Raw genomic sequence first — 20841 nt, 5'->3', positions numbered from 1 at the left:
TCCCCTCTTATTTTTTTATTTAAATTTTAACCATTGATATTATTTTTTGAGCTATTTGGTTTTTTTACTGAGCTTTTTTGTGTTTGGGAGTTTATTTTTGCTTTGTTGTTTTTTGTTGGCAGGTATAAGTATGTTGTAACTAAATAAGAAGAAAAAGAACGTTTAACGATCAACTCATAAGTATTAATTCTGCTTTTGTCTCGATATATTTTTCAAACATATAGAAACTGATCTTTAAACAGGCGCTTATCGATAAGATATTATTAATAATAAGTTAACTTTAAGTAGATAAAACCTATCATTATTTAGCTTAAGTCTAGATATAGAATCTTACATAATTGCAATATTAGACATAAAAATTAAATGAAATATATTTATTACAATTAATTAATCTTTGAGCAAAGAATCAACAAGAAAAGATAGCGTTAAAATATCTATGTGTTTTTCAACATGTTTATTTTTACAGGATATCCTCAATTAATAATTAATCTTATAAAACAGAATAAAAGTTCATTGGAGTTCAGAAAAAAATCTATGTTATGAATAACAATTCTATTAAATTTTCCTTAATAGCTCAAAACTCCGAATTATGAGATTAGTCAAGTTATTATTTTGATCTTTGTTAAAGACTCGCTACTATATTCTTACCTTATCGTTGATAAGGAAATATGAACTGTTGTGTCTTTGTTATTTTTCAGACGCAATCCTAAATCATTCACTGCTGTAGTTATACACAGCATTAAACATTAACACTAACTCGATAATCTGTTTCTCTGTCGAATCAGTTCGTCAGAGATGGGATATTTTAGAAAATGAAAACCAAGTTAATTATTTCATCCTTATTTATTTCATCTGTACTCATGTCCACTGCGCACGCTGCCGATGGACAAGTCAAATTTACGGGAAAGATCACGGCGACTGCGTGTAAAGTCGATTCAAATTCCGCTAATCAAACCGTCAATATGGGTACTATCAGCTCAAGTTCATTTAACGGAGCGAATAGCACCTCTGCCGCGACTCGTTTTAGTATTAACTTGACTGATTGCCCAACAGAGTACAACCAGGCTCAGGTTAAATTTGATGGTCAAACAGACAAAACCAATAGCCGGTTTTTAGCGTTAACCAACAGTAAAGGAAATGCAGCTCAAGGTGTTGCGCTCGCTCTTTATGAAGATGACAGTAGCACAGCGATTAATATCGCTGAAAACTCACAATCGCAAAAACTGGTAGCAGGTCAGAAAGTTAATACTCTGGATTTCATCGCCAAATATATCGCGACATCTAACAAGGTTGTGCCAGGTTCAGGTGATGCGGTCGCTAACTTTACTATCACCTATAATTAATACCTATAACTAATGGAAATGATGGCAAGGAAGCCAAGACAATATAATTCAGGACAATATGACTTGGGTTTAAATAGTATTGTTTGGAGCAACCACCTTGAAATATTTTCGCATTTTGACTTTTATTTTAGTCTACATTTTCAGTACCAGTCTCTCTTTTGCCGGTGTTGTTATTGGCGGCACACGTGTTATCTATATCAGCGATCAAAAAGAAGCCTCTATTTCTATTAACAATCCAGAAACGGATATTTCTTACCTGATCCAATCATGGGTCGAAAGTGAGGATGGAAAAACTAAAGCGCCTTTTATTATCACTCCCCCACTTTTTAAATTAAAAGCCGGGGATGAGAATATTTTACGTATTGTTAACACCGGAAATGCTTTACCTGAAAACAATTTACCTGAAGACAAAGAATCTTTGTTCTGGCTCAATATTAAGTCTATTCCGGCTACAGCCAAATCAGCACAGAACCAATTACAGATCACGGTAAAATCCCGGTTTAAGTTGTTCTATCGCCCTGCCAGTCTGATTGACAATGCTGGCATTGCTTATAAGACACTGAAATTTAAGGCTTATGAACACAAACTGATTGTAGAAAATCCAACGCCTTACTATGTCTCTTTTTCTACATTAACCGTTGGCAATAATCTAAAAAGTCATGAAATTAAACCCGCAGGAATGATTGTGCCTTTTGGCCAAATAAGTTGGGATGTTCCTATCAAAAACATCAATCAGGTAACTTGGAAAACCATTAATGATTTTGGTGGTGTAACACCAGAGGAAAAATGTCAGTTGTAATTAAATTTTATTGTAATAAGAAATAATACAACCTATATACCCAACAGATTTCAAGATACAACCTGAAAGATAGAGGGTATATCAAAATTAGAAAATTATTATGAATCACTATCGTCATTATCTTCAAAAAAATCTTTCTGATAATTGGGCGTTATTTTTCAAACCAGGCCGGCGCTGCCTATATAGTCAGGCATCTCTTTATGTGTTGTTAAGCATTCCCTTTTGGGCGTATAACCATAAAGCTCACGCTGAAGAGTATTTCAACATTAATGCGTTGGAAACTTATTCAGGTTTTGAAGATATTGATTTGTCGATCTTTACTCAAGATGATCAACAGCCTCCCGGCCGTTATTGGGTAGATATTTATCTGAATCGGGAAAAAGCAGATACCGGTAATATCGATTTTGTTATCGTCAATAATAAACTATCACCCAAACTTAAAATATCTCAACTCAAGGAGATGGGTGTCAATATTGAGGCATTTCCTACATTACTTGATTTACCGCAAGAAACAGAAATTTCTGATCTCGGTCAACATATTCCATCTGCATCAACATCGTTTGATTTCAAACAACAGCGGTTGGATATTAGCGTGCCCCAAGCCGCGTTGAATAATCAGGCAAGAGATTATGTGCCCTCTCATTTGTGGGATCAGGGATTAACCTCTCTGTTGGTCAATTATAGCTACAGTGGTTCCATGAGTTGGCAGGATAATCAACCCGGATCAACAAACAACCATTTTCTCAGTCTCAGAACCGGTGCCAATTGGCAAGCATGGCGTTTGCGGAACTATTCTACTTACAGCAGCCAGAATAAAAAATGGCAAAATATCAATACATATCTTCAGCGAGATATTCATGCACTGAAAAGTCAGCTTATATTTGGAGACAATTATACCTCATCTCTTATCTTTGATGGTTTTCAGTTTCGTGGGATTCAGTTGTCTTCTGATGACAATATGTTGCCCGATAGTTTAAAAGGGTTTGCGCCAACCATTAGAGGAATTGCCCAAAGCAATGCTCAAGTCACCATTAAACAAAATGGTTACATTATTTATGAATCTTACGTTCCTCCGGGGTCTTTTATTATCAATGATCTCTATCCAACAACGTCGACAGGAAATATCGAAGTCATTGTCAAAGAAGCCGATGGAAGTGAACACCGTTCTGTGCAAACTTTTTCTACTATGCCCGTGATGTTACGGGAAAATAGCCTGCGGCATTCGCTGACGTTGGGAAAATACCGCTCTAACTCCCCGCAGGGAAAAGAGCCCTATTTCATGCAGGGTACGATGATTTATGGTATTTCCAATCGTGTGACTGCTTATGGCGGAACGACGATCGCAAAAGATTATCAATCCATCGCGTTAGGTACAGGCTACAGTCTGGTTGACTGGGGTTCCCTTTCCTTTGATGTCACTTACGCCAAGACCCATTTAATATCGAATTCCAGTCAGTATGGTCAATCTTATCGCTTCCAATATGCCAAGGATCTGTCCCAAACAGGTACTACCCTTACTCTGGCAGGTTATCGTTATTCGACACAAAATTTCTACGATTTTAAAGAGGCGAATGAGGCAGGTACAGAAACCAATGGAAAAACCTACAATATCACCAATAAACGCAGTAAATTGCAGCTACATATTAACCAGTCTCTTGGTGATTGGGGCGCTATCTTTTTATCGGCTTTCCAACAGGATTATTGGTGGCAAAAAGGTTATGAGAGAAATATTAGTGCGGGTTATAACACAAGCTACAATGCCATTAATTATAGTCTGAATTACTCTCACAGCGCTTTCCCTGGTTCAGATCGCAATGAGCAAATTGTCTCATTTGGCGTTCAAATTCCCCTTGATCGTTGGCTGAAAAATAGCTGGGTAAGCTATAACATGACAGACAGTAAAAACGGTGATACCTCCCATCAAATCAGCTTAAATGGTACAGCTCTTGAAGATAACAATTTGAGTTATAACATTCAGCAAAGCTATACCAGCCGCAATCGAGATGTTGGCGGAAATATCGGCGCAGAATACAAGGGAGCATATGCCCAAGTCAACGCAGGTTACAATTACGACAAACACGCCAGACAACTGACTTATGGTTTATCCGGCGGGATCGTAGCCCACCCTTATGGCATCACCCTTTCCCAATCTTTAGGGGATACACCGGTATTAGTGCGCGCTAATGGTGCGTCAGGCGTCAAAGTACAAAACCAGACCGGCATCAGGACTGACTGGCAAGGCCATGCCATTGTGCCTTATGTCAGTAGCTACCGGAAAAATCGTATTGCGCTGGATACGTATTCAATGGGTAACAACGTTGATATTGAGATCAATACGCAAACTATCATTCCAACTCAGGGTTCACTGACGCTGGCCAATTTCCGGACTCGTATTGGCTATCGCGCCTTACTGATACTTTCCCATCAAACTAAAGCCATTCCATTTGGTGCAACCGCAACATTAGAATCAAACAATGAAGCCGATGAAATCAATAGCACTATTGTCGGTAATGATGGTCAGGTTTATCTCAGCGGTGTTCCCCAGTCTGGCCGGATATGGGTGAAATGGGGTCATAAAGATGTTCAAGAATGTCATGTTAATTATCAGCTTCCAGAAAAAACACCAGAATCGGGTTTGTACATTCTGAATGCATCCTGTGAGTAATAATTTGTGAATAACAATATGGGATATTCATTTAATATCTTTACATATTATGGAAATTATTTATGGCTAGCAGCTTAAAATTATTCTTAAAAACATACCTAAAAACATCTTTAAAACCATTAATGGCAAGTTTGTTTATTGCCGGCATAATGAGCAGCTTTGCCATTCAGGCACATTGCAATTATGCTCAAAATGCACTCCACAAAATGACCCCCGTTTCTTTTGGGACTATCGTCATTCCCAGAGATCATCCTATCGGAACCACCATCGGTGAAATTCGTCTCGATCAAATGTATGAGCAAGATGATATCGCTCTTTGTCATAAGCCGACAGCGGCTTGGTGGGATGAACCTGGTTTTGTAAGGGCACACTACAATAATGATGCCATTTATGAATCCGGTGTGCCTGGCGTGGGAATACGTATCAATACCTGGGGTCCGGGTTATGGCATAGACTGGTTGCCCAGAATAGTGGAACATCCCAGCACCTGTAATACATCAAAATACCCTCATGGAAATGGACAACTCTATTGTGGCAGAACGTGGGGTTATTTAACCGTGCAATTGATCAAAATTGCCCCGACCACAGGATCCGGAGAGACACATAGACTAAGATTAACCAGTGCCAGATTAGGCAATGGTACGATAGTCAATACTTTCTATTTGGAAAATACTCACATCGTTACCCAAGGGTGTTCTCTTAGACAAAATACGATCTTTGTTAATATGGGGGATATCAGAAAAAGTGAATTTCGGGGGATTAACAGTACTGCCGGAACCCAAAATTTCGATCTGGGATTAGATTGTGACGCAAATCTTAATGTTCAAGTCTTGTTAGATGGGCGCCCTGCCAAAAGCAACGCTAACAATATTTGGGCATTGGATTACAGCAGTGACAACGTCACCGCAACAGGTATCGGTTTACAGATCTTATATCAAAATCGCCCCTTATCAATGCGCTCTACAGTTGTATCCGGTTCAACCCAGTCAGGAGGATATATTCAAATTCCACTGAGTGCCCGCTATATCCAGACTGATACGCGAATTACTCCCGGTAAAGCAGATGCAACGGCGACAGTTACATTAACTTATCAATAAAAGTGCCCTTTTTTGTATCCTCCATAGCAATATTGTTGTGGAGGTTGTTTGGCTGGCTGAGTTTGTTGGGTTGATACCTAATAAGTATGTTGTAACTATAATTAACAGAAAAGTGAGACACCTCTTCTAATCCAAAAACAAATTGATGGGCCGTAATAAAGCGACTACAGCCCATCAATTGCAAGATCACAACGCGATATTTTCCATCGCCTGCAAAATACGCTTATCTGAGATGGGATATGCAGTCCCCAATTGCTGGGCAAACAGGCTAATTCGAAGCTCTTCAATCATCCAACGTACTTCTTTTACTTCCGGCAATTGTTTCTGTTGAACAGACAATTTTGCCAACCATTGTTGCCATTGACGCTGGATATTTTCAATCCGGCTCATATGTGCCCTGTCTTTGTTAGGATCCACTGCCAATTTTTCCAATCGACGCTCAATGCCATTTAAATAGCGCAAAACATCTGCCAGACGTTTCCAGCCATGAGAAGTCACGAATCCATTAAAGACCAGACCGGTGATTTGTTCTTTAATATCCGATAACGCCAGTGCCAAGGCGATATCTACCCGCCCTTTCAGACGTTTGTTGAGATTAAAGACCGCGGTCAGGATCTGTTCCACCTGTTTGGCAATATCCACCACCGCATCATTCAGATCAGCACGCACTTTATCCTGTAAGCCGGAAAATGCCTGTTCATTCCACACTAAACCGCCATTTTCTGCGATTAGCCTGTCCACGCCACAGGAGATACAATCATCAATCAAATCCAATACTTTCCCATAGGGGTTGAAATACAGACCCAGTTTGGATTTGTTGGGTAACTTCTCATGCAAGTATTTAATCGGTGACGGAATATTCAGCAATAATAGCCGGCGTGTGCCTTCCCACATAGCATTTTGCTGTTCAAATTCGGTTTCGAACAGTTTAATGCCGATACTGTCTTTTTCATCGACCAATGCCGGAAATGCCTTAACAGAATAACCTCCCCGTTTTTGTTCGTAGCATTCGGGCAATGCACCAAAACTCCAGATATGCAATCCACTTTGCTCTATGCCGTCATCTGCAACGGCTGAAAGCGTTTCCTGAACTTTTCCTTTCAATTTCAGTCGCAATGCTGACAAATCTTTGCTTTCAGCCAACGGTTTATTTTTCTCACCAAGCACACGGAATGTCATTTTCAGGTGATCAGGTACCTGTTCCAACTGCCAGTCTTCACGTGACACTGTCACTCCCGTCATCCGGCGCAGCTCTTTTTCAAGGCTGTCCAGTAACGACGCCTGAGGTTGTGTTACCCGCTCCAGAAAGGCCTGCGCATAGTTAGGTGCAGGGACAAAATTACGGCGGATGGGTTTGGGCAGTGATTTAATCAGCGCAATCACCAATTCATGGCGAATACCCGGAATTTGCCAGTCAAATCCTTCATCCCTGACCTGATTTAATACGGGCAAAGGAATATGTACCGTCACACCATCCGCATCGGTTCCCGGTTCAAATTGATAACTCAAGCGGAATTTCAAATTATCTTGATACCAGTAATTCGGGTAATCCAACGCACTGACTTTGTTGGCATCTCCCTTGATCAACATGTTCTTTTCAAAGTTGAGCAATTCCGGCTGATCTTGACCGGCTACTTTCCACCAGCGGTCAAAATGACGCGCTGAAACAACGTCCTTGCCAATTCGCTGATCATAGAAACTGAACAAGATTTCATCATCAACCAGAATATCCCGCCGACGGGATTTGTGTTCCAGCTCTTCCACTTCTTCACGCAATTTCAAATTAGCACGGAAAAAGGAATGTCGGGTTTGCCAATCACCTTCAACCAATGCATGGCGAATAAAGAGTTCGCGGCACAACATGGGATCGATTTGGCTGTAATTGACCAGACGCCCGGCCACAATCGGCAAGCCATACAAAGTCACTTTTTCTGTTGCCATCACCGCGCCCTGAGATTTCTGCCAGTGCGGTTCACTATAGTGCTTTTTGATTAAATGGGCAGCCAGCGGTTCGATCCATTCAGGCTCTATACGCGCGACAATGCGTCCCCACAAGCGGCTGGTTTCCACTAATTCAGCCACCATCCCCCATTTAGGCGGCTTTTTAAATAATCCGGAACCGGGGAAAACCGAAAAACGGGCATTACGCGCGCCGGTATATTCCTGTTTATCCGTGTCTTTCTGACCAATATGGGATAACAGCCCGGCCAGCAAGGCAGTATGGATACTGCGATAATCCGCTTCTTGGCTGTTGATCGGCAAACCCATCTCTTTCACCACTTGCCGTAACTGAGTATAAATATCTTGCCATTCCCTGACGCGAAGATAGTTCAGATAATCTTGCCGGCAAAGTTTGCGGAATTGAGAACTGGAAAGCGCTTGCTGCTGTTCCAGCAAAAAATCCCACAGTTTCAGGAAGGCGATGAAATCTGAATCCTTGTCCGCAAAACGGCGGTGTTTTTCATCAGAAGCCTGCTGTTTTTCCAACGGCCTTTCCCGTGGATCTTGAATCGACAAAGCGGAAGCAATCACCATCACTTCGCGAACACAACCCTGAGCTTTGGCTTCCAGTACCATGCGCGCCAGACGGGGGTCGATAGGTAACTGAGCCAACTGCCGTCCCATTGGCGTTAATCGGTAAGTTCCCTCTGACAATGATTCGGGATCAATCGCACCTAACTCTTCTAACAGACGAACACCGTCTTGAATATTGCGTTTATCCGGCGCTTCAACAAAGGGGAATGCGCTGACATCGCCTAAGCCAATCGACGTCATCTGCAAAATAACAGAAGCCAGGTTGGTTCGCAGAATTTCAGGATCAGTGAATTCTGGGCGTGATAAAAAATCCTCTTGCGAATAGAGACGAATACAAATCCCATCCGAAACACGACCACAGCGCCCTTTTCGCTGATTAGCCGATGCCTGCGATATCGGTTCTATCGGCAAACGCTGTACTTTGGTTCGATAACTATACCGGCTAATACGTGCAAAACCGGTATCGATCACGTATTTGATACCGGGTACTGTCAGTGATGTTTCCGCCACATTGGTTGTCAGAATAATGCGACGCCCCACATGAGTCTGAAATATCCGGTTCTGTTCGCTGTTAGATAACCGGGCAAAAAGCGGTAAAATTTCAGTATGCGGGAAATTTTGTTTATTGAGTGCATCCGCTGTATCACGGATCTCTCGTTCGCCGCTCATGAAGACTAATATATCACCCGCGCTTTCACGCCCCAATTCATCCACTGCATCAATGATGGCCTCAAGCTGATCCCGATCACTGTGACTGTCATCGCCTGCCACGGGGCGATAGCGCACATCTACCGGATAAGTACGCCCAGAGACTTCAATAATCGGCGCATGATTAAAATGGCGGGAGAAACGTTCAGGATCAATGGTTGCAGAGGTAATGATGATTTTCAGATCAGGGCGTTTAGGCAGTAATTGACGCAGATAACCGAGGATAAAATCGATATTCAGACTGCATTCATGAGCTTCATCGATAATTAACGTATCATATTGCAATAACAACCGATCTTGCTGCAATTCTGCCAACAGAATACCGTCAGTCATCAATTTAACCAACGTATTGTCACTGACCTTATCATTAAAACGAACTTTATAACCGACCGTTGAACCCAGCTGCGTTTCCAATTCATCCGCAATGCGATTCGCAACAGAACGTGCCGCCAAACGACGAGGTTGGGTATGGCCAATCAGCCCCTTAACGCCTCTTCCCAATTCAAGGCAGATTTTGGGGATCTGGGTGGTTTTACCTGAACCGGTTTCCCCGGCAATAATGACAACCTGATTATCCCGAATGGCCTGATAGATGTCGTCTTTTTTCTGGCTCACTGGCAGGTTTTCAGGATATTGGATCGCAGGACATGCAGACTGACGATTGATGACGTTCTGTTTTGCAGTAGCGATATCCGCAGCGATGGACTGTACTACAGCCTGTAAGGAGACTTGATTCTTAATTTTTGCTGCTCCATGCAGACGTTTTCTTAAACGGAACTGATCGCGCAGCGGTGTGTGATCAAGTTCAGCCAATAATTCAGCAACTGGTGCTGTCAAAGGTGATTCCACGTGATAAATCCTTGTGACGTTCTTAACTGACTAGCGCTGTTTTTGCAGGCTCAGGGGATTGTTTTTTATCGCTTAACGGTTAGAAGTGTAACATATCTTGTGCAACGCCATATATATTCTCCACCTCGCCGATTGTTCAAGAGAAGCTACCTATCCGTGATAATCTGTTTCCTGTATTGATTCAATGAATTTGAACGAATGTCTCAAAATATTGAGCTATTGACTGAATAATTCTCTGTATAAAATATGATGCACAAACAATATCATCAGTAAATTTATTAGTATCTTAGATCACTGAGGAAATAAAGAATGAGTAACGTACTGGTTCTGAAATCCAGCATCCTGGCACAATATTCCCAAAGCAATAAACTGGCCGACTATTTTATTAAAACGTGGTTGGCTGACCATTCAGAAAGCAACATCACCCTTCGTGATCTGGCTGAAAACCCGGTTCCAGTACTTGATGGAGAGTTAGTCAATGCCCTTCGTCCAAGCGATACCGTACTGACAGAGCGCCAAAAAACAGTATTATCCCTGTCAGATGCGTTGGTTACCGAGTTAAAAACACATGATGTTATTGTCATCACCGCACCAATGTATAACTTCACGATCCCGACTCAACTGAAAACCTATTTTGATCTGATTGCCCGCGCGGGGGTGACTTTCCAGTACACTGAAAAAGGCCCGGAAGGGTTGCTGAAAGGTAAACGCGCCGTTATTCTGACCAGCCGTGGCGGCATTCACAAGAACAGCCCAACAGAGGTGATGACACCCTATTTACGCACTTTCCTTGGATTTATCGGTATTAGCGATGTGGAATTTGTCTTTGCTGAAGGTTTGGCGATGGGAGCAGAATCCGTCAACCAAACCCATCAGGATGCTCGTGACACGATCAATGCTATCGTCGCGAAAATAGGGCAAAAGCAATCCGAAAAAATCGTTGCTTAATCATGTTCCCTAATATGGCGCGCCAGTGCGCGCGCTTATTTCCGCACCCAATGGCCATTAATGCCGAGTACATATTCTCCTGACGCTGCACGATGTACCAGTTTTTCGCCTGTTATTTTGGCAACTTGCTCTGTCGTCATATTATTTTGGGCTGCGATCTCAGCATATTTCTTTTGCCGCTCGTCGTTGATTCTTTTAACCACAGATTGAGCATCCTGGGTATTTTTAACCAAGGCCAGATAGCCACTAAATGTCTCGCCCACCAGCCCTTGCTGTTTGGCCTCACTCAGCGTCATGCCCACGGCAAAGGGACTGAATAACAGGCTCAACAGCAGTATCACGCCGACTTTTTTCATATTCTCATCCTTAGAATAAATTCGAGTTGTTTTTGAGCATATCTTCGATTTGCCGGTCGACTTTAATATGAATTTCATGCTCAATTTTCACGTTCATGTTAATGTTGATGGGCTTATCCGGTGTCGCCATTTCCAGCCTGATACAGCCCGCCAAGGCTATATTGAGTAAGGCCACGTTGACCCACATCACCCCTGTTCTAACCGTTGGCAACTTGAAGCCAATATTCTTTATCATTTATCACTCCTGCCCATTACAGATATATTTTTCTGTAACCATTCTTCCAGATTACTGCCAAAACGCAGGCTGCGCCATAACTGAAAAACGTTCTCCTCATGATGATAATTGAGCCTGACTTCACGTTTTCTGTCTACCACGGGATTCACCCCGCTAATCTCTGAATGCAATGTCAAAACACCTAAATTATCGAGCGTCACATAGGCTTTTGAACGGCTGATTTCTAAATAACGCAGCCAATCCATGGCCATACCTGCTGATAAGTCATTTTTCCCGATAGAATCAACGGTATCTTTATCCAATCTCAATGTCAGATAATCGTCATTGGCTACCCATCCCCGTTGAATAATCCAACGATCATCATTTAATAATACGGGTAATTCACCGCTAATTTTGCCTGACATCGCCATTTGTTTGACTTTTAACACACCAAACAATTTGCTTAAATTGAGTTTGTTAAACCGTAATACCGCCGCTTCTTTTTGTGGGATCTGTAATTGGTCCATTTCCAATTTACCATCCAGTATATCCACATTCACATTGGTCAATTTTAGTGGCTGTTTATCCGTTGCCGGATAGTAGCCCAACAGATCGGCTGTCACATTTTGCATCTCAAACAGTCCGTTAATGGCTTTGATCCGCAACTGAACGGGAGATCCCAACCCTAATTGCCAGGTGTGCTCCTGCAAACGCCAGGGCAACACAAAATCCAGACCATTAACTTCGCCGTTTTTCAGCCACATCCCCGCGTTTTTGACTACCCAATGACCGCCTGCACGTAATCCCTGCCCCTTGGCAGCAGAAAAAGCCGCTTGGGCATAAATATTGCCGCCCAGCACGGTAATACCCAATTCTGGCGGAATCAAAGATTGAAACGCTAATAAAGACTGTCTCGGCCAGCGGGCTTCTCCCCGCAATCGCTCACCATCCCAGCGGCCATAAAAAGGAATTGGGCCAATGCCATCGGAGTACAATTTTCCATTCAACATAAAGTTATCAGGCGATTCCCCTGTAAGCGTGGCCTTAAAATCAAAGGCTGGCAGAAAACCGCCGGAACGAAATTCTGTTTTCTGGGCAGATAACTGTAAATCGCCCGTTAAATGGGGACGATCTGCCGCACGTTGCCACGTTAACGGCTTAGTCAGTTTTAAGCGTGGTGCCTGCATCTTAACAAGGTCATATTGGATCGAATCAAAACCGGTATCTAATGTCTCTACCGTTATTTGTGAGTGATCCCAACTTCCTTTACCCGTAATATCCCATTTGGCTTGTAACGGGGGTAATTGCCCCTTCCCCCAATAACGCCAATGCCAATTTCCCTGATCGGGGATAAAATCTTTTGCGAAGCCATCCAGATGTAACTTAAATTGCCCCCAATAATTGTCTTGTGCCGTTAAAATGGCTTGCAGGCGCCCCGTAAAGCCCTCACGGGTCAGATAAGTGCCCGCCAAAGGTAAGCGGGCTTCTTTGACAGTCAATGTTTCACTGATCTTTCCCCAAACCCGAAACAATGCCCCTGAACGAAAAATAATTTTGGGGTCAATCAATGGCCCGGTAATAACCGCAGGTAATGACATGGTCATTACCATTCGCCCGCTGTTCATTTGCCCGGTTAACTGAAATGGAATATGGGCATTGGCGATATTAATGGTTGTTGGCTCCACGGAAAGCACAACATTGCCTTTACCCTGTTTATTTTGCGTGATCAAATTCGCCCGCCCACTGACAGACATGCCGGACAACCCTTTTTTCCACTGTTCAAGCGTAATATTAACCCTGCCGGATAACGTTTGATTGTTCTCTACCCATTGCCAATGGCCATTCACTATCCGGAACTGCGATTCATCGAATAACCAGGGTAATTCTGCCAATATTTGCTGGTTTTTTTCTTCAATAACGGTGAGTTGTCCCTGTTGCCCCTGCCATTTTAATGCCAGTTGTAATGGGTCGGGATATTGGTTCAAAGATAAATGCGCGGTAATCTGGCCTTGTTCTGGTAACGTTGCCGTATTTAAGGGTAAGGCGATATTTCCATTCAGGGAAATCACCTGCTCAGGTAACTGCATAAAAAAATGCTGGACAATGAGATGTTGTTTATCGGTAATATGCGCATCGAGTTTTAATTTTTCGCCTTGATAAGAGAACATTTTCCCCTGAGGTGATGAACTGAATTGAAGTTTGCCGGCAAACGCTTGCCAGGGCATAAGAGCCAAACGATCAACCGTAATATCCATTGCAGGGATCGCGGATAATATCGCTTGAACAGATAACGGGGCTGATTGTTTTTCCTCTGGAGGTAATTGCGCCAAGCATTGGCTCTGACTGTCAATGTTAGCAGCATGAATATTCCAGTTACGGCTTTCACTCTTTTCTCCGGATAAATACGCCACAGAGAGCCCGGAGACTGTTATCAACTCACACGCTTTTGCCTTTAATGACAATTCATCTAACCATAATGCACTGTTTGTCCATCGAGGTTGGCTCAAAGACAGAGTGATTCCCTGTGGCAACCAATAACTGGCAATCAATGGCAACCAACGTGGAAGTGTATACCATCCCGCCAACACTAATAACGCCAGCAGTATCACCATCACTGCAAACACCTTGAGTACTTTTGCCATTAATTCCCTATCTCTTCTTTTCAACCTGAGAACGACTTCCTGTTATGATAATCTCATATCAGGCTCTAAGCCGATTTATTATAGAAGCTATCACTATGAATAGCTTACAGGCGATTTATTCGAGTATAGCGAAAGATAGAGTTACTGTATGGTGGAGATGTTGTGATGAAGTTGGTTGTTTACAGTACAAAGCAGTATGACCGCAAGCATTTTGAAATGCTCAACCAAAAACTTGGCTTTGGCTATCATATCGAGTTTTTTGATTTTCCCTTGAGCCCACAGACGGCCAAAAATGCCATTGGTGCGGATGCAGTCTGTATTTTCGTCAATGATGATGGCGGGCGGGAAGTGCTGCAAGAATTAGCAGAAATGAACATCAGAATTCTGGCATTACGTTGTGCCGGATTCAACAATATCGATCTGGATGCAGCGAAGGAATTAGGCATTCAAGTTGTTCGAGTACCGGCTTATTCTCCTGAATCGGTTGCCGAACACACGGTTGGCTTAATGTTATGTCTTAACCGACGCATTCACCGCGCCTACCAACGCACCCGCGATGCTAATTTCTCCCTTGAAGGATTAACCGGTTTCAATATGTACAAACGTACCGCCGGCATTATCGGAACGGGAAAAATCGGCGTTGCGACTTTGCGAATTTTAAAAGGCTTCGGGATGCGTTTACTGGCGTATGATCCCTACCCTAATCCTGACGCAGTAAATATGGGTGTGGAATACGTGGATTTAGAGACGCTATACGCTGAATCTGATGTAATCTCCCTGCATTGTCCCATGACACCAGAAAACCACCATTTATTGGATGAAACCGCATTCAACAAAATGAAAGATGGTGTGATGATCATCAATACCAGCCGGGGCGCGCTGATTGATTCCGCCGCTGCCATTAACGCACTGAAACAACAGAAAATCGGCGCACTAGGCATGGATGTTTATGAAAATGAAAGAGATTTATTCTTTGAGGATAAATCAAATGACGTTATCCAAGATGATATCTTCCGCCGTTTATCTTCTTGTCATAATGTGCTGTTTACGGGTCATCAAGCATTCTTAACCGAAGAAGCCTTAACCAGCATCAGTGAAACAACCTTACAAAATATTCAGCAAGTCATTTCCGGAAAGCCTTGTCCGAACATGGTTGAATAATGATCAAAGATCACCAATAACCGCCCTACATTACCCAATATTGGCTGGGTAATGTAGGGCTTTACTTAAATAATAAACCTCGCCAAAGTGAGGCTTAGAACTCATTTTTCTTATCTGCTTATGACAATAGGATGCCAATGGTTAATGTTACAGTAATCCAAACCCCTACAAACGTTACATAGCTCATCAATCTGTTTTTCATTTTGCTTTCCCTCATTATCAAACAAACATCCATAGCTGCACGGTAGTGGCCTTGATTGTCTGATATAGAAACAGACAAACAGTATTTTATATATATTGGGTATGCAGCATAAATTCCATACTAATATTTATTACAATAGGTATTAAATTAGTTAGGTTGTTGTAACAATAAGACAATGCTTAGGTAATAAAATTGACCAGAATAAAAAGGCTAAGCAATACAGGGTTAATGCGTTTTCCCAATCACTCGCCTGAGCCGGATTCAGTTCGCGGTTTTTCGGGATATAGTGATGCACTCCAGTTACTGTAAGTACAAACGAATATTGCCGGATCTCTGTCTGAAAATGGTATAGCCATAGATTTGATTTTTTCCGCCAACTGAATGGATTCCATCGTTGAATGGCCAATATAAGTTCCACTAGGCAGACGATGCCATTTCCCATTAGGAAAACGGATAGATTGGCTGAATTGATTCGCCGTCATCCTTTTATGTAATTTTTCATAACCCTCAGGACCCGTGCCAGAAAGCTCCACACGAATCAAATAACTTGCCATTTTTCTTTCCTTGTTTTGACGATTGAACGAACAAGTTATCAGATTTTCTTTACTGTTAAAAGTCAGAAAAATGGGAGAAAAACCCGCCGGAGCGGGTTATTAAGGATAGGGTTTAATTACAGCCCAAGTACTCTAACAATCGCAATTCTGGATACATTGTTATTTAACCCTACAGCATGACTGAGCGCGTCGGTATTAAGCAGCTCTAAAAAGCCAGCCGCAGTGATTGCGCTCACATCAATATCCAGAGCAATCTGAGAGCTAACGATAACGGTATTGTTATTATCAAGGCCGTTATAAGTAATAATATATTTACTCATACATTGACTCCTTCATTTTGTTTTGTACCCACGACAACACTACATTGCGTATTTTTCTTTTGCCATTCCATTAATTAGCTGTTGGTTATACGGTTTGTTTAACGCCATCCGTGACGTGGGATTGCGGCTGCCACTCTAATCTCCCCGCGATGCGGGGAAATAATTACTTAGGCCTGTTAAGGATATGATCTTCCCAATCCACCACATCCGCTTCACGCACCGCGATATACCTGACAGAAATCCGCGCCGCGTGCATTGCCGATTTTGAACCGCTGACTAATGGGTGCCACGGAAAAAGCCCCTTTCCCTCATCAATCAGACGATAGGCACAGGTCTTCGGCAACCATTCAAATGTATTCATATTCTCACGGGTTAATTTGATACAGTCAGGTTCGTATCTGAAACGATCTTCATAATTCTTGCACTGGCAGGTTTTAATATTCAGTTGATTGCAGGCAACATTGGTGAAATAAATTTCATCCGTATCCTCATCCATCAACTTATGCAGGCAGCATTGGCCGCAGCCATCACATAATGCTTCCCACTCTTGATCGGTCATTTGTTCTAAGGTTTTCACCTGCCAGAAAGGTTGAGACATAATTTCTGTCGTTCCTCGTGGTTAAATCACTCTGGTTGTCAAGGCATGTTCATTGAGAGAAACGCCTAATACATCACCAGATTGCAGTGGCCCTACGCCTTCAGGCGTTCCCGTCAAAATAATGTCGCCTGGGCGCAGGGTAAAAAAACGTGACATATAACTAATCAACGGGATGATTGGTGTTCGCATGTCACTCGTATTGCCGTTTTGGCGCAATTCGCCATTAACTGTCAAAGAAAGTTGGGCATTTTGTGGATCATCAAAGGCATTGACAGGAATAAACCCTGATATCGGGCAGGATCGATCAAACGCTTTGCTTTTCTCCCACGGTTGCCCCGATTGTTTAAATTCACGCTGTAAATCACGTAATGTTAAATCCAACGCAACAGCAAAGCCTGCAATCGCCTGACTGACCCGCTCCTCATTGGCATTTTTGAGTGTCGAACCCATCAAAACAGCCAATTCTATTTCATGATGTACACAACCCAATTCCTGTGGGATGAAAACAGGCTGACGTAGATCACACAGCGCCGTCTCAGGTTTAATGAATATCACCGGCTCTTCAGTCGATTGGGAGCCCATCTCTTTCATATGCTTGTCGTAATTACTGCCGACACAAACAACTTTATTGGCAGGAAAATCCAACAACACGCCATGCCAATCCCGATGCTGGTACATAACATTGTTCCTTTATCTTGTTTTCAGGATCTGAGTTTCAGCGAGCGAGAAAATGAGTACGCTGCATAATACCGTCCGCCATCATACCAACACTGAGAGCAAAATAGTAAGAACGATTCCAATGCATGATAGTGCGGAAATTTTGTGTTACCCAAAATGCCCGTTGTGTCGAATCATCAGGGATGACTATCCAACCTTTGGTATTGGCAGGCAGGTTAGCAAAATGTGGGGATAAAATCCCCAATGCCTGCCACTGGGTAATGGTTTTTCCCTGTTCTGGCTTAATACCTTCCAAGGCTGTATTGAAGTCTACAGGTAACGAAATGGCATATCCCCAGGGTAAACCCTGTTTCCACCCTTCCTTATGCAAGTAATTGGCTGTCGAGGCAAAAACATCGTCTTTATTGTGCCAAATATCAATTTTGCCATCACCATCGCCATCAGCCCCATAGGTTAAGTAAGAGGTTGGCATAAATTGGCTTTGCCCCATCGCTCCTGCCCAAGAGCCTTTTAACGTTTGATCTTGATTAATATATTGATTTTCAATGATTTCTAACGCTGCCAATAATTGTTTGATAAAAAACACTTCTCGGCGGCCTTCAAAGGCTAGCGTGGATAATGCTGAAATGACATCTTCTTTTCCCTGAAATTTGCCAAAACCGCTTTCTAAGCCCCACAAAGCAACAATATAGGCTTTGGGTACACCGTATTGGCGACTGATCTTCTCTAACTGAGGTTTATTATCTCCGTATTCCTTGACCCCCTGTTCAATCTTCCAGGCTGGCAAGACACGATTTAGGTAATCATCCAGTGTGATTTTTTTTTCTGGCTGATTACGATCAGCTTTAATGACGCGCGGAATAAAATGGATATTGGCAAAGGCGCGATCCAAGGTCTTTTCACTGATCCCCTGTGCCAGAGCCTGCTGTTTCAGCAAAGCCACATAAGCAGGAAACTGTGATGGCTCACGGGAATTCAATGGAAAATCGTGCTCCAATGTCTTGACTTCTGCTTGAGAACGTGAAGTCAACACGGATTGATAGTGTAATTGTTTACCACTTGATGTACTGCACCCCGCCAGCAAAGTTGCCGTCAATAAAGTTATCCCGGTGATTAATTTCATAAATCAGTGCCTCCTCAATTCAGAATCAAGCCATTGCCCGCGATTTTATTGGTTAGATGGATTGTTTGGATGAGTTGTCTGATGCCAGATGTTTACTGAGCAAACTTTCCACTGGCGGGGGGACTTGCAGATAAAAACCTTGTTCACACAATGCGCTTTTTACTTTTTCGATATCAGCATTCGCCAGTTTTTTTCTTTCCGATAATGAAATCATCATTGAGTATTGAGGTTTACCAAATGTTTTTAACAGGTCTTCAGGAACGCGTGAAAAATCATCTCTTCTTTCAATATACAGATAGGTTTGGTCACGTTTTAGGCTTCGGTAGATTACACAAATCATTGTCATAAACTCTTTTAAATTAACTCTGCGACTTGCTTGAATAATTCACTAACTATAACATGCTTATTATATTTAAGAATATCGTCTCCCAGAGGCTGTTCTGGGAAAATGTTTGTGTAACCGCGTTTGTGTAACCGAATTCGTGTAAACCACTTTTGGAAAACTTAACCTTGCTGAGTCAAAATATCGATGTCACAGTCGCCAATTGAGCTAAAAGGCAGTAATTTTACGCTTTCGGTCGTTCATTTATATGATGACCAGCCGGAAATTATTCATAAAGCTATGCAGGAAAAAATGGAGCAGGCACCTGAATTTCTGAAAAATGCTCCCGTCGTTATCAATATATCTGCGCTGCCTGTTGGGGCAGATCTCGGCGCACTCCACCGAGCCATTGAGTCAGTGGGATTGCGTATCGTTGGCATCAGTGGTTGTCAAGATGAAGAACAACGAAAAATTGTTCTAAAATCTGAACTCCCTTTATTGAAAGAAGGCAAAAGTCAGAAAGTTCTTACTAAAGAAAATAAACCGACTGAACCTATTTCCAAAAAAACTCGTATAATTAATACGCCTGTTCGTTCAGGACAAAGAATTTATGCACCAAACAGTGATCTTATTGTGACAAATAATGTGAGCGCTGGTGCAGAATTAATCGCTGATGGAAATATTCATATATATGGTGTGCTGCGTGGACGAGTGTTAGCAGGCGCATCTGGTGATCAAGAAAGCCAGATTTTCTGCACCCATTTAAACGCTGAACTCGCCTCTATTGCAGGGCAATATTGGCTCAGCGAAAAAATCCCAGAGAATTTTGTTGGCAAAGCAGCAAAATTGCGTCTGGTGAACAGTGAATTAACTATTGAAACTTTAGTCTAGCCCTTATAACAAGGAATCGCTTCATGGCACGCATTATTGTTGTTACATCTGGTAAAGGTGGCGTTGGCAAAACCACTTCAAGCGCGGCCATTGCTACCGGTCTCGCCCAAAAAGGAAAAAAAACCGTTGTTATCGATTTTGATATCGGTTTGCGGAACCTCGACCTCATCATGGGATGTGAACGCCGTGTGGTTTTTGACTTCGTGAACGTCATTCAAGGTGATGCCTCTTTGAATCAGGCACTTATCAAAGATAAGCGCACCGATAATCTCTACATTCTGCCCGCTTCCCAAACCCGTGATAAAGAAGCCCTGACTCGGGAAGGCGTTGATAAAATTCTGAGTGAATTGGATCAACAAGGATTTGAGTTTATTATCTGTGATTCACCCGCGGGTATTGAAAGCGGCGCATTGATGGCACTCTATTTTGCCGATGAGGCAATCATCACGACAAATCCAGAAGTTTCTTCTGTCCGTGACTCTGATCGTATTTTAGGTATCCTGGCATCCAAATCACGCCGTGCAGAGAAAGGTGAAGATCCTATCAAAGAACATCTTCTGCTGACACGTTATAATCCAGGACGCGTGAACCGCGGCGATATGCTAAGTATGGAAGATGTGCTGGAAATTCTGTGTATTCCTTTGCTTGGTGTCATTCCAGAAGATCAATCAGTTCTCCGCTCATCCAACCAAGGAGAACCTGTCATTTTGGACAAAGATTCTGACGCAGGTCAGGCATACGAAGACACGATTTTACGTTTACTCGGTGAAGAACGGCCTTTCCGTTTCATCGAAGAAGAAAAAAAAGGCTTTTTAAAACGCCTGTTTGGGGGGTAA

Annotated in this window: 18 protein-coding genes; 8 read left to right on the top strand and 10 right to left on the bottom strand. The window is 42.6% G+C overall.

Annotation, left to right across the window (positions count from 1 at the left end; genetic code table 11):
• Window positions 1-812: 812 nt before the first annotated feature.
• The 4 genes from PSI15_RS04320 to PSI15_RS04305 all read left to right on the top strand — a co-directional run bounded on the left by PSI15_RS04320 (window position 813) and on the right by PSI15_RS04305 (window position 5904).
• Window positions 813-1343 (top strand): fimbrial protein, encoded by a 531-nt coding sequence (locus tag PSI15_RS04320; protein ID WP_045970738.1) that lies wholly within the window; start codon window positions 813-815, stop codon window positions 1341-1343.
• A gap of 97 nt (window positions 1344-1440) precedes the next feature.
• Window positions 1441-2142, top strand: a complete 702-nt coding sequence (locus PSI15_RS04315; protein ID WP_273582446.1) for a fimbrial biogenesis chaperone — start codon at window positions 1441-1443, stop codon at window positions 2140-2142.
• Window positions 2143-2242: 100 nt separating this feature from the next.
• Window positions 2243-4807 carry a fimbria/pilus outer membrane usher protein gene (locus PSI15_RS04310; protein ID WP_273582445.1) on the top strand — a complete coding sequence of 855 codons (2565 nt, stop codon included), beginning with the start codon at window positions 2243-2245 and terminating at the stop codon, window positions 4805-4807.
• A gap of 62 nt (window positions 4808-4869) precedes the next feature.
• Window positions 4870-5904 carry a fimbrial protein gene (locus PSI15_RS04305; protein ID WP_273582444.1) on the top strand — a complete coding sequence of 345 codons (1035 nt, stop codon included), beginning with the start codon at window positions 4870-4872 and terminating at the stop codon, window positions 5902-5904.
• Between the two features lie 186 nt (window positions 5905-6090).
• Here PSI15_RS04305 and hrpA read toward each other — a convergent pair whose 3' ends face one another.
• Window positions 6091-9996: an ATP-dependent RNA helicase HrpA gene (gene hrpA / locus PSI15_RS04300; RefSeq protein ID WP_443256068.1), complete on the bottom strand. Its 3906-nt coding sequence runs from the start codon at window positions 9994-9996 to the stop codon at window positions 6091-6093.
• Window positions 9997-10305: 309 nt separating this feature from the next.
• On the opposite strand from hrpA, the gene PSI15_RS04295 reads away from it, so the two are divergent.
• Window positions 10306-10944 carry an FMN-dependent NADH-azoreductase gene (locus tag PSI15_RS04295; RefSeq protein WP_273582443.1) on the top strand — a complete coding sequence of 213 codons (639 nt, stop codon included), beginning with the start codon at window positions 10306-10308 and terminating at the stop codon, window positions 10942-10944.
• A 35-nt stretch (window positions 10945-10979) separates the two neighbouring features.
• Here PSI15_RS04295 and PSI15_RS04290 read toward each other — a convergent pair whose 3' ends face one another.
• From PSI15_RS04290 to PSI15_RS04280, 3 genes are read right to left on the bottom strand one after another with little or no spacing between them, the layout of a single operon-like run.
• Window positions 10980-11300 carry a YdbL family protein gene (locus PSI15_RS04290; RefSeq protein ID WP_273582442.1) on the bottom strand — a complete coding sequence of 107 codons (321 nt, stop codon included), beginning with the start codon at window positions 11298-11300 and terminating at the stop codon, window positions 10980-10982.
• A 10-nt stretch (window positions 11301-11310) separates the two neighbouring features.
• Window positions 11311-11487 (bottom strand): YnbE family lipoprotein, encoded by a 177-nt coding sequence (locus PSI15_RS04285; RefSeq protein ID WP_197541025.1) that lies wholly within the window; start codon window positions 11485-11487, stop codon window positions 11311-11313.
• A 44-nt stretch (window positions 11488-11531) separates the two neighbouring features.
• Entirely contained in the window at window positions 11532-14156 is a 2625-nt protein-coding gene (locus PSI15_RS04280) for a YdbH family protein (protein WP_273582441.1), read from the bottom strand.
• A gap of 165 nt (window positions 14157-14321) precedes the next feature.
• On the opposite strand from PSI15_RS04280, the gene PSI15_RS04275 reads away from it, so the two are divergent.
• The gene (locus PSI15_RS04275; protein ID WP_045970721.1) at window positions 14322-15317 is read left to right on the top strand and encodes a 2-hydroxyacid dehydrogenase; all 996 of its coding nucleotides are present in this window, start codon (window positions 14322-14324) and stop codon (window positions 15315-15317) included.
• A gap of 444 nt (window positions 15318-15761) precedes the next feature.
• On the opposite strand, the gene PSI15_RS04270 is transcribed toward PSI15_RS04275, so the two are convergent.
• The 6 genes from PSI15_RS04270 to PSI15_RS04245 all read right to left on the bottom strand — a co-directional run bounded on the left by PSI15_RS04270 (window position 15762) and on the right by PSI15_RS04245 (window position 19132).
• Complete coding sequence (locus tag PSI15_RS04270) at window positions 15762-16073, bottom strand: type V toxin-antitoxin system endoribonuclease antitoxin GhoS (protein ID WP_045970720.1); 312 nt, start codon at window positions 16071-16073, stop codon at window positions 15762-15764.
• A 116-nt stretch (window positions 16074-16189) separates the two neighbouring features.
• Complete coding sequence (locus tag PSI15_RS04265; RefSeq protein WP_045970718.1) at window positions 16190-16393, bottom strand: hypothetical protein; 204 nt, start codon at window positions 16391-16393, stop codon at window positions 16190-16192.
• Between the two features lie 163 nt (window positions 16394-16556).
• Window positions 16557-16994: a YcgN family cysteine cluster protein gene (locus PSI15_RS04260; RefSeq protein ID WP_273582448.1), complete on the bottom strand. Its 438-nt coding sequence runs from the start codon at window positions 16992-16994 to the stop codon at window positions 16557-16559.
• Between the two features lie 18 nt (window positions 16995-17012).
• Window positions 17013-17669, bottom strand: coding sequence for a fumarylacetoacetate hydrolase family protein (locus tag PSI15_RS04255; RefSeq protein ID WP_273582440.1), 657 nt, complete (start codon window positions 17667-17669; stop codon window positions 17013-17015).
• A gap of 37 nt (window positions 17670-17706) precedes the next feature.
• Window positions 17707-18792 carry a lytic murein transglycosylase gene (locus tag PSI15_RS04250; protein ID WP_273582439.1) on the bottom strand — a complete coding sequence of 362 codons (1086 nt, stop codon included), beginning with the start codon at window positions 18790-18792 and terminating at the stop codon, window positions 17707-17709.
• A 52-nt stretch (window positions 18793-18844) separates the two neighbouring features.
• Window positions 18845-19132: a YcgL domain-containing protein gene (locus PSI15_RS04245; protein ID WP_273582438.1), complete on the bottom strand. Its 288-nt coding sequence runs from the start codon at window positions 19130-19132 to the stop codon at window positions 18845-18847.
• A gap of 189 nt (window positions 19133-19321) precedes the next feature.
• On the opposite strand from PSI15_RS04245, the gene minC reads away from it, so the two are divergent.
• Window positions 19322-20005 (top strand): septum site-determining protein MinC, encoded by a 684-nt coding sequence (gene minC / locus PSI15_RS04240; protein ID WP_273582437.1) that lies wholly within the window; start codon window positions 19322-19324, stop codon window positions 20003-20005.
• 23 nt (window positions 20006-20028) lie between these two features.
• On the top strand, window positions 20029-20841 hold the full coding sequence (minD, locus tag PSI15_RS04235; protein ID WP_273582436.1) for a septum site-determining protein MinD: 813 nt from the start codon (window positions 20029-20031) through the stop codon (window positions 20839-20841).

The organism is Xenorhabdus sp. PR6a (assembly GCF_028599065.1).
In the GTDB taxonomy this organism is placed as follows: domain Bacteria; phylum Pseudomonadota; class Gammaproteobacteria; order Enterobacterales; family Enterobacteriaceae; genus Xenorhabdus; species Xenorhabdus doucetiae.
The sequence above is the reverse complement of the archived record's forward strand: the minus strand, read 5'-3'. Positions and strand labels throughout refer to the sequence as shown.

Coding starts and splice junctions, on each gene's coding strand:
- PSI15_RS04320 (WP_045970738.1), top strand. CDS start 813: ATGAAAACCAAGTTAATTATTTCATCCTTATTTATTTCATCTGTACTC.
- PSI15_RS04310 (WP_273582445.1), top strand. CDS start 2,243: ATGAATCACTATCGTCATTATCTTCAAAAAAATCTTTCTGATAATTGG.
- PSI15_RS04305 (WP_273582444.1), top strand. CDS start 4,870: ATGGCTAGCAGCTTAAAATTATTCTTAAAAACATACCTAAAAACATCT.
- PSI15_RS04295 (WP_273582443.1), top strand. CDS start 10,306: ATGAGTAACGTACTGGTTCTGAAATCCAGCATCCTGGCACAATATTCC.
- PSI15_RS04290 (WP_273582442.1), bottom strand. CDS start 11,300: ATGAAAAAAGTCGGCGTGATACTGCTGTTGAGCCTGTTATTCAGTCCC.
- PSI15_RS04285 (WP_197541025.1), bottom strand. CDS start 11,487: ATGTGGGTCAACGTGGCCTTACTCAATATAGCCTTGGCGGGCTGTATC.
- PSI15_RS04280 (WP_273582441.1), bottom strand. CDS start 14,156: ATGGCAAAAGTACTCAAGGTGTTTGCAGTGATGGTGATACTGCTGGCG.
- PSI15_RS04275 (WP_045970721.1), top strand. CDS start 14,322: ATGAAGTTGGTTGTTTACAGTACAAAGCAGTATGACCGCAAGCATTTT.
- PSI15_RS04270 (WP_045970720.1), bottom strand. CDS start 16,073: ATGGCAAGTTATTTGATTCGTGTGGAGCTTTCTGGCACGGGTCCTGAG.
- PSI15_RS04265 (WP_045970718.1), bottom strand. CDS start 16,393: ATGAGTAAATATATTATTACTTATAACGGCCTTGATAATAACAATACC.
- PSI15_RS04255 (WP_273582440.1), bottom strand. CDS start 17,669: ATGTACCAGCATCGGGATTGGCATGGCGTGTTGTTGGATTTTCCTGCC.
- PSI15_RS04250 (WP_273582439.1), bottom strand. CDS start 18,792: ATGAAATTAATCACCGGGATAACTTTATTGACGGCAACTTTGCTGGCG.
- PSI15_RS04245 (WP_273582438.1), bottom strand. CDS start 19,132: ATGATTTGTGTAATCTACCGAAGCCTAAAACGTGACCAAACCTATCTG.
- minC (WP_273582437.1), top strand. CDS start 19,322: ATGTCACAGTCGCCAATTGAGCTAAAAGGCAGTAATTTTACGCTTTCG.
- minD (WP_273582436.1), top strand. CDS start 20,029: ATGGCACGCATTATTGTTGTTACATCTGGTAAAGGTGGCGTTGGCAAA.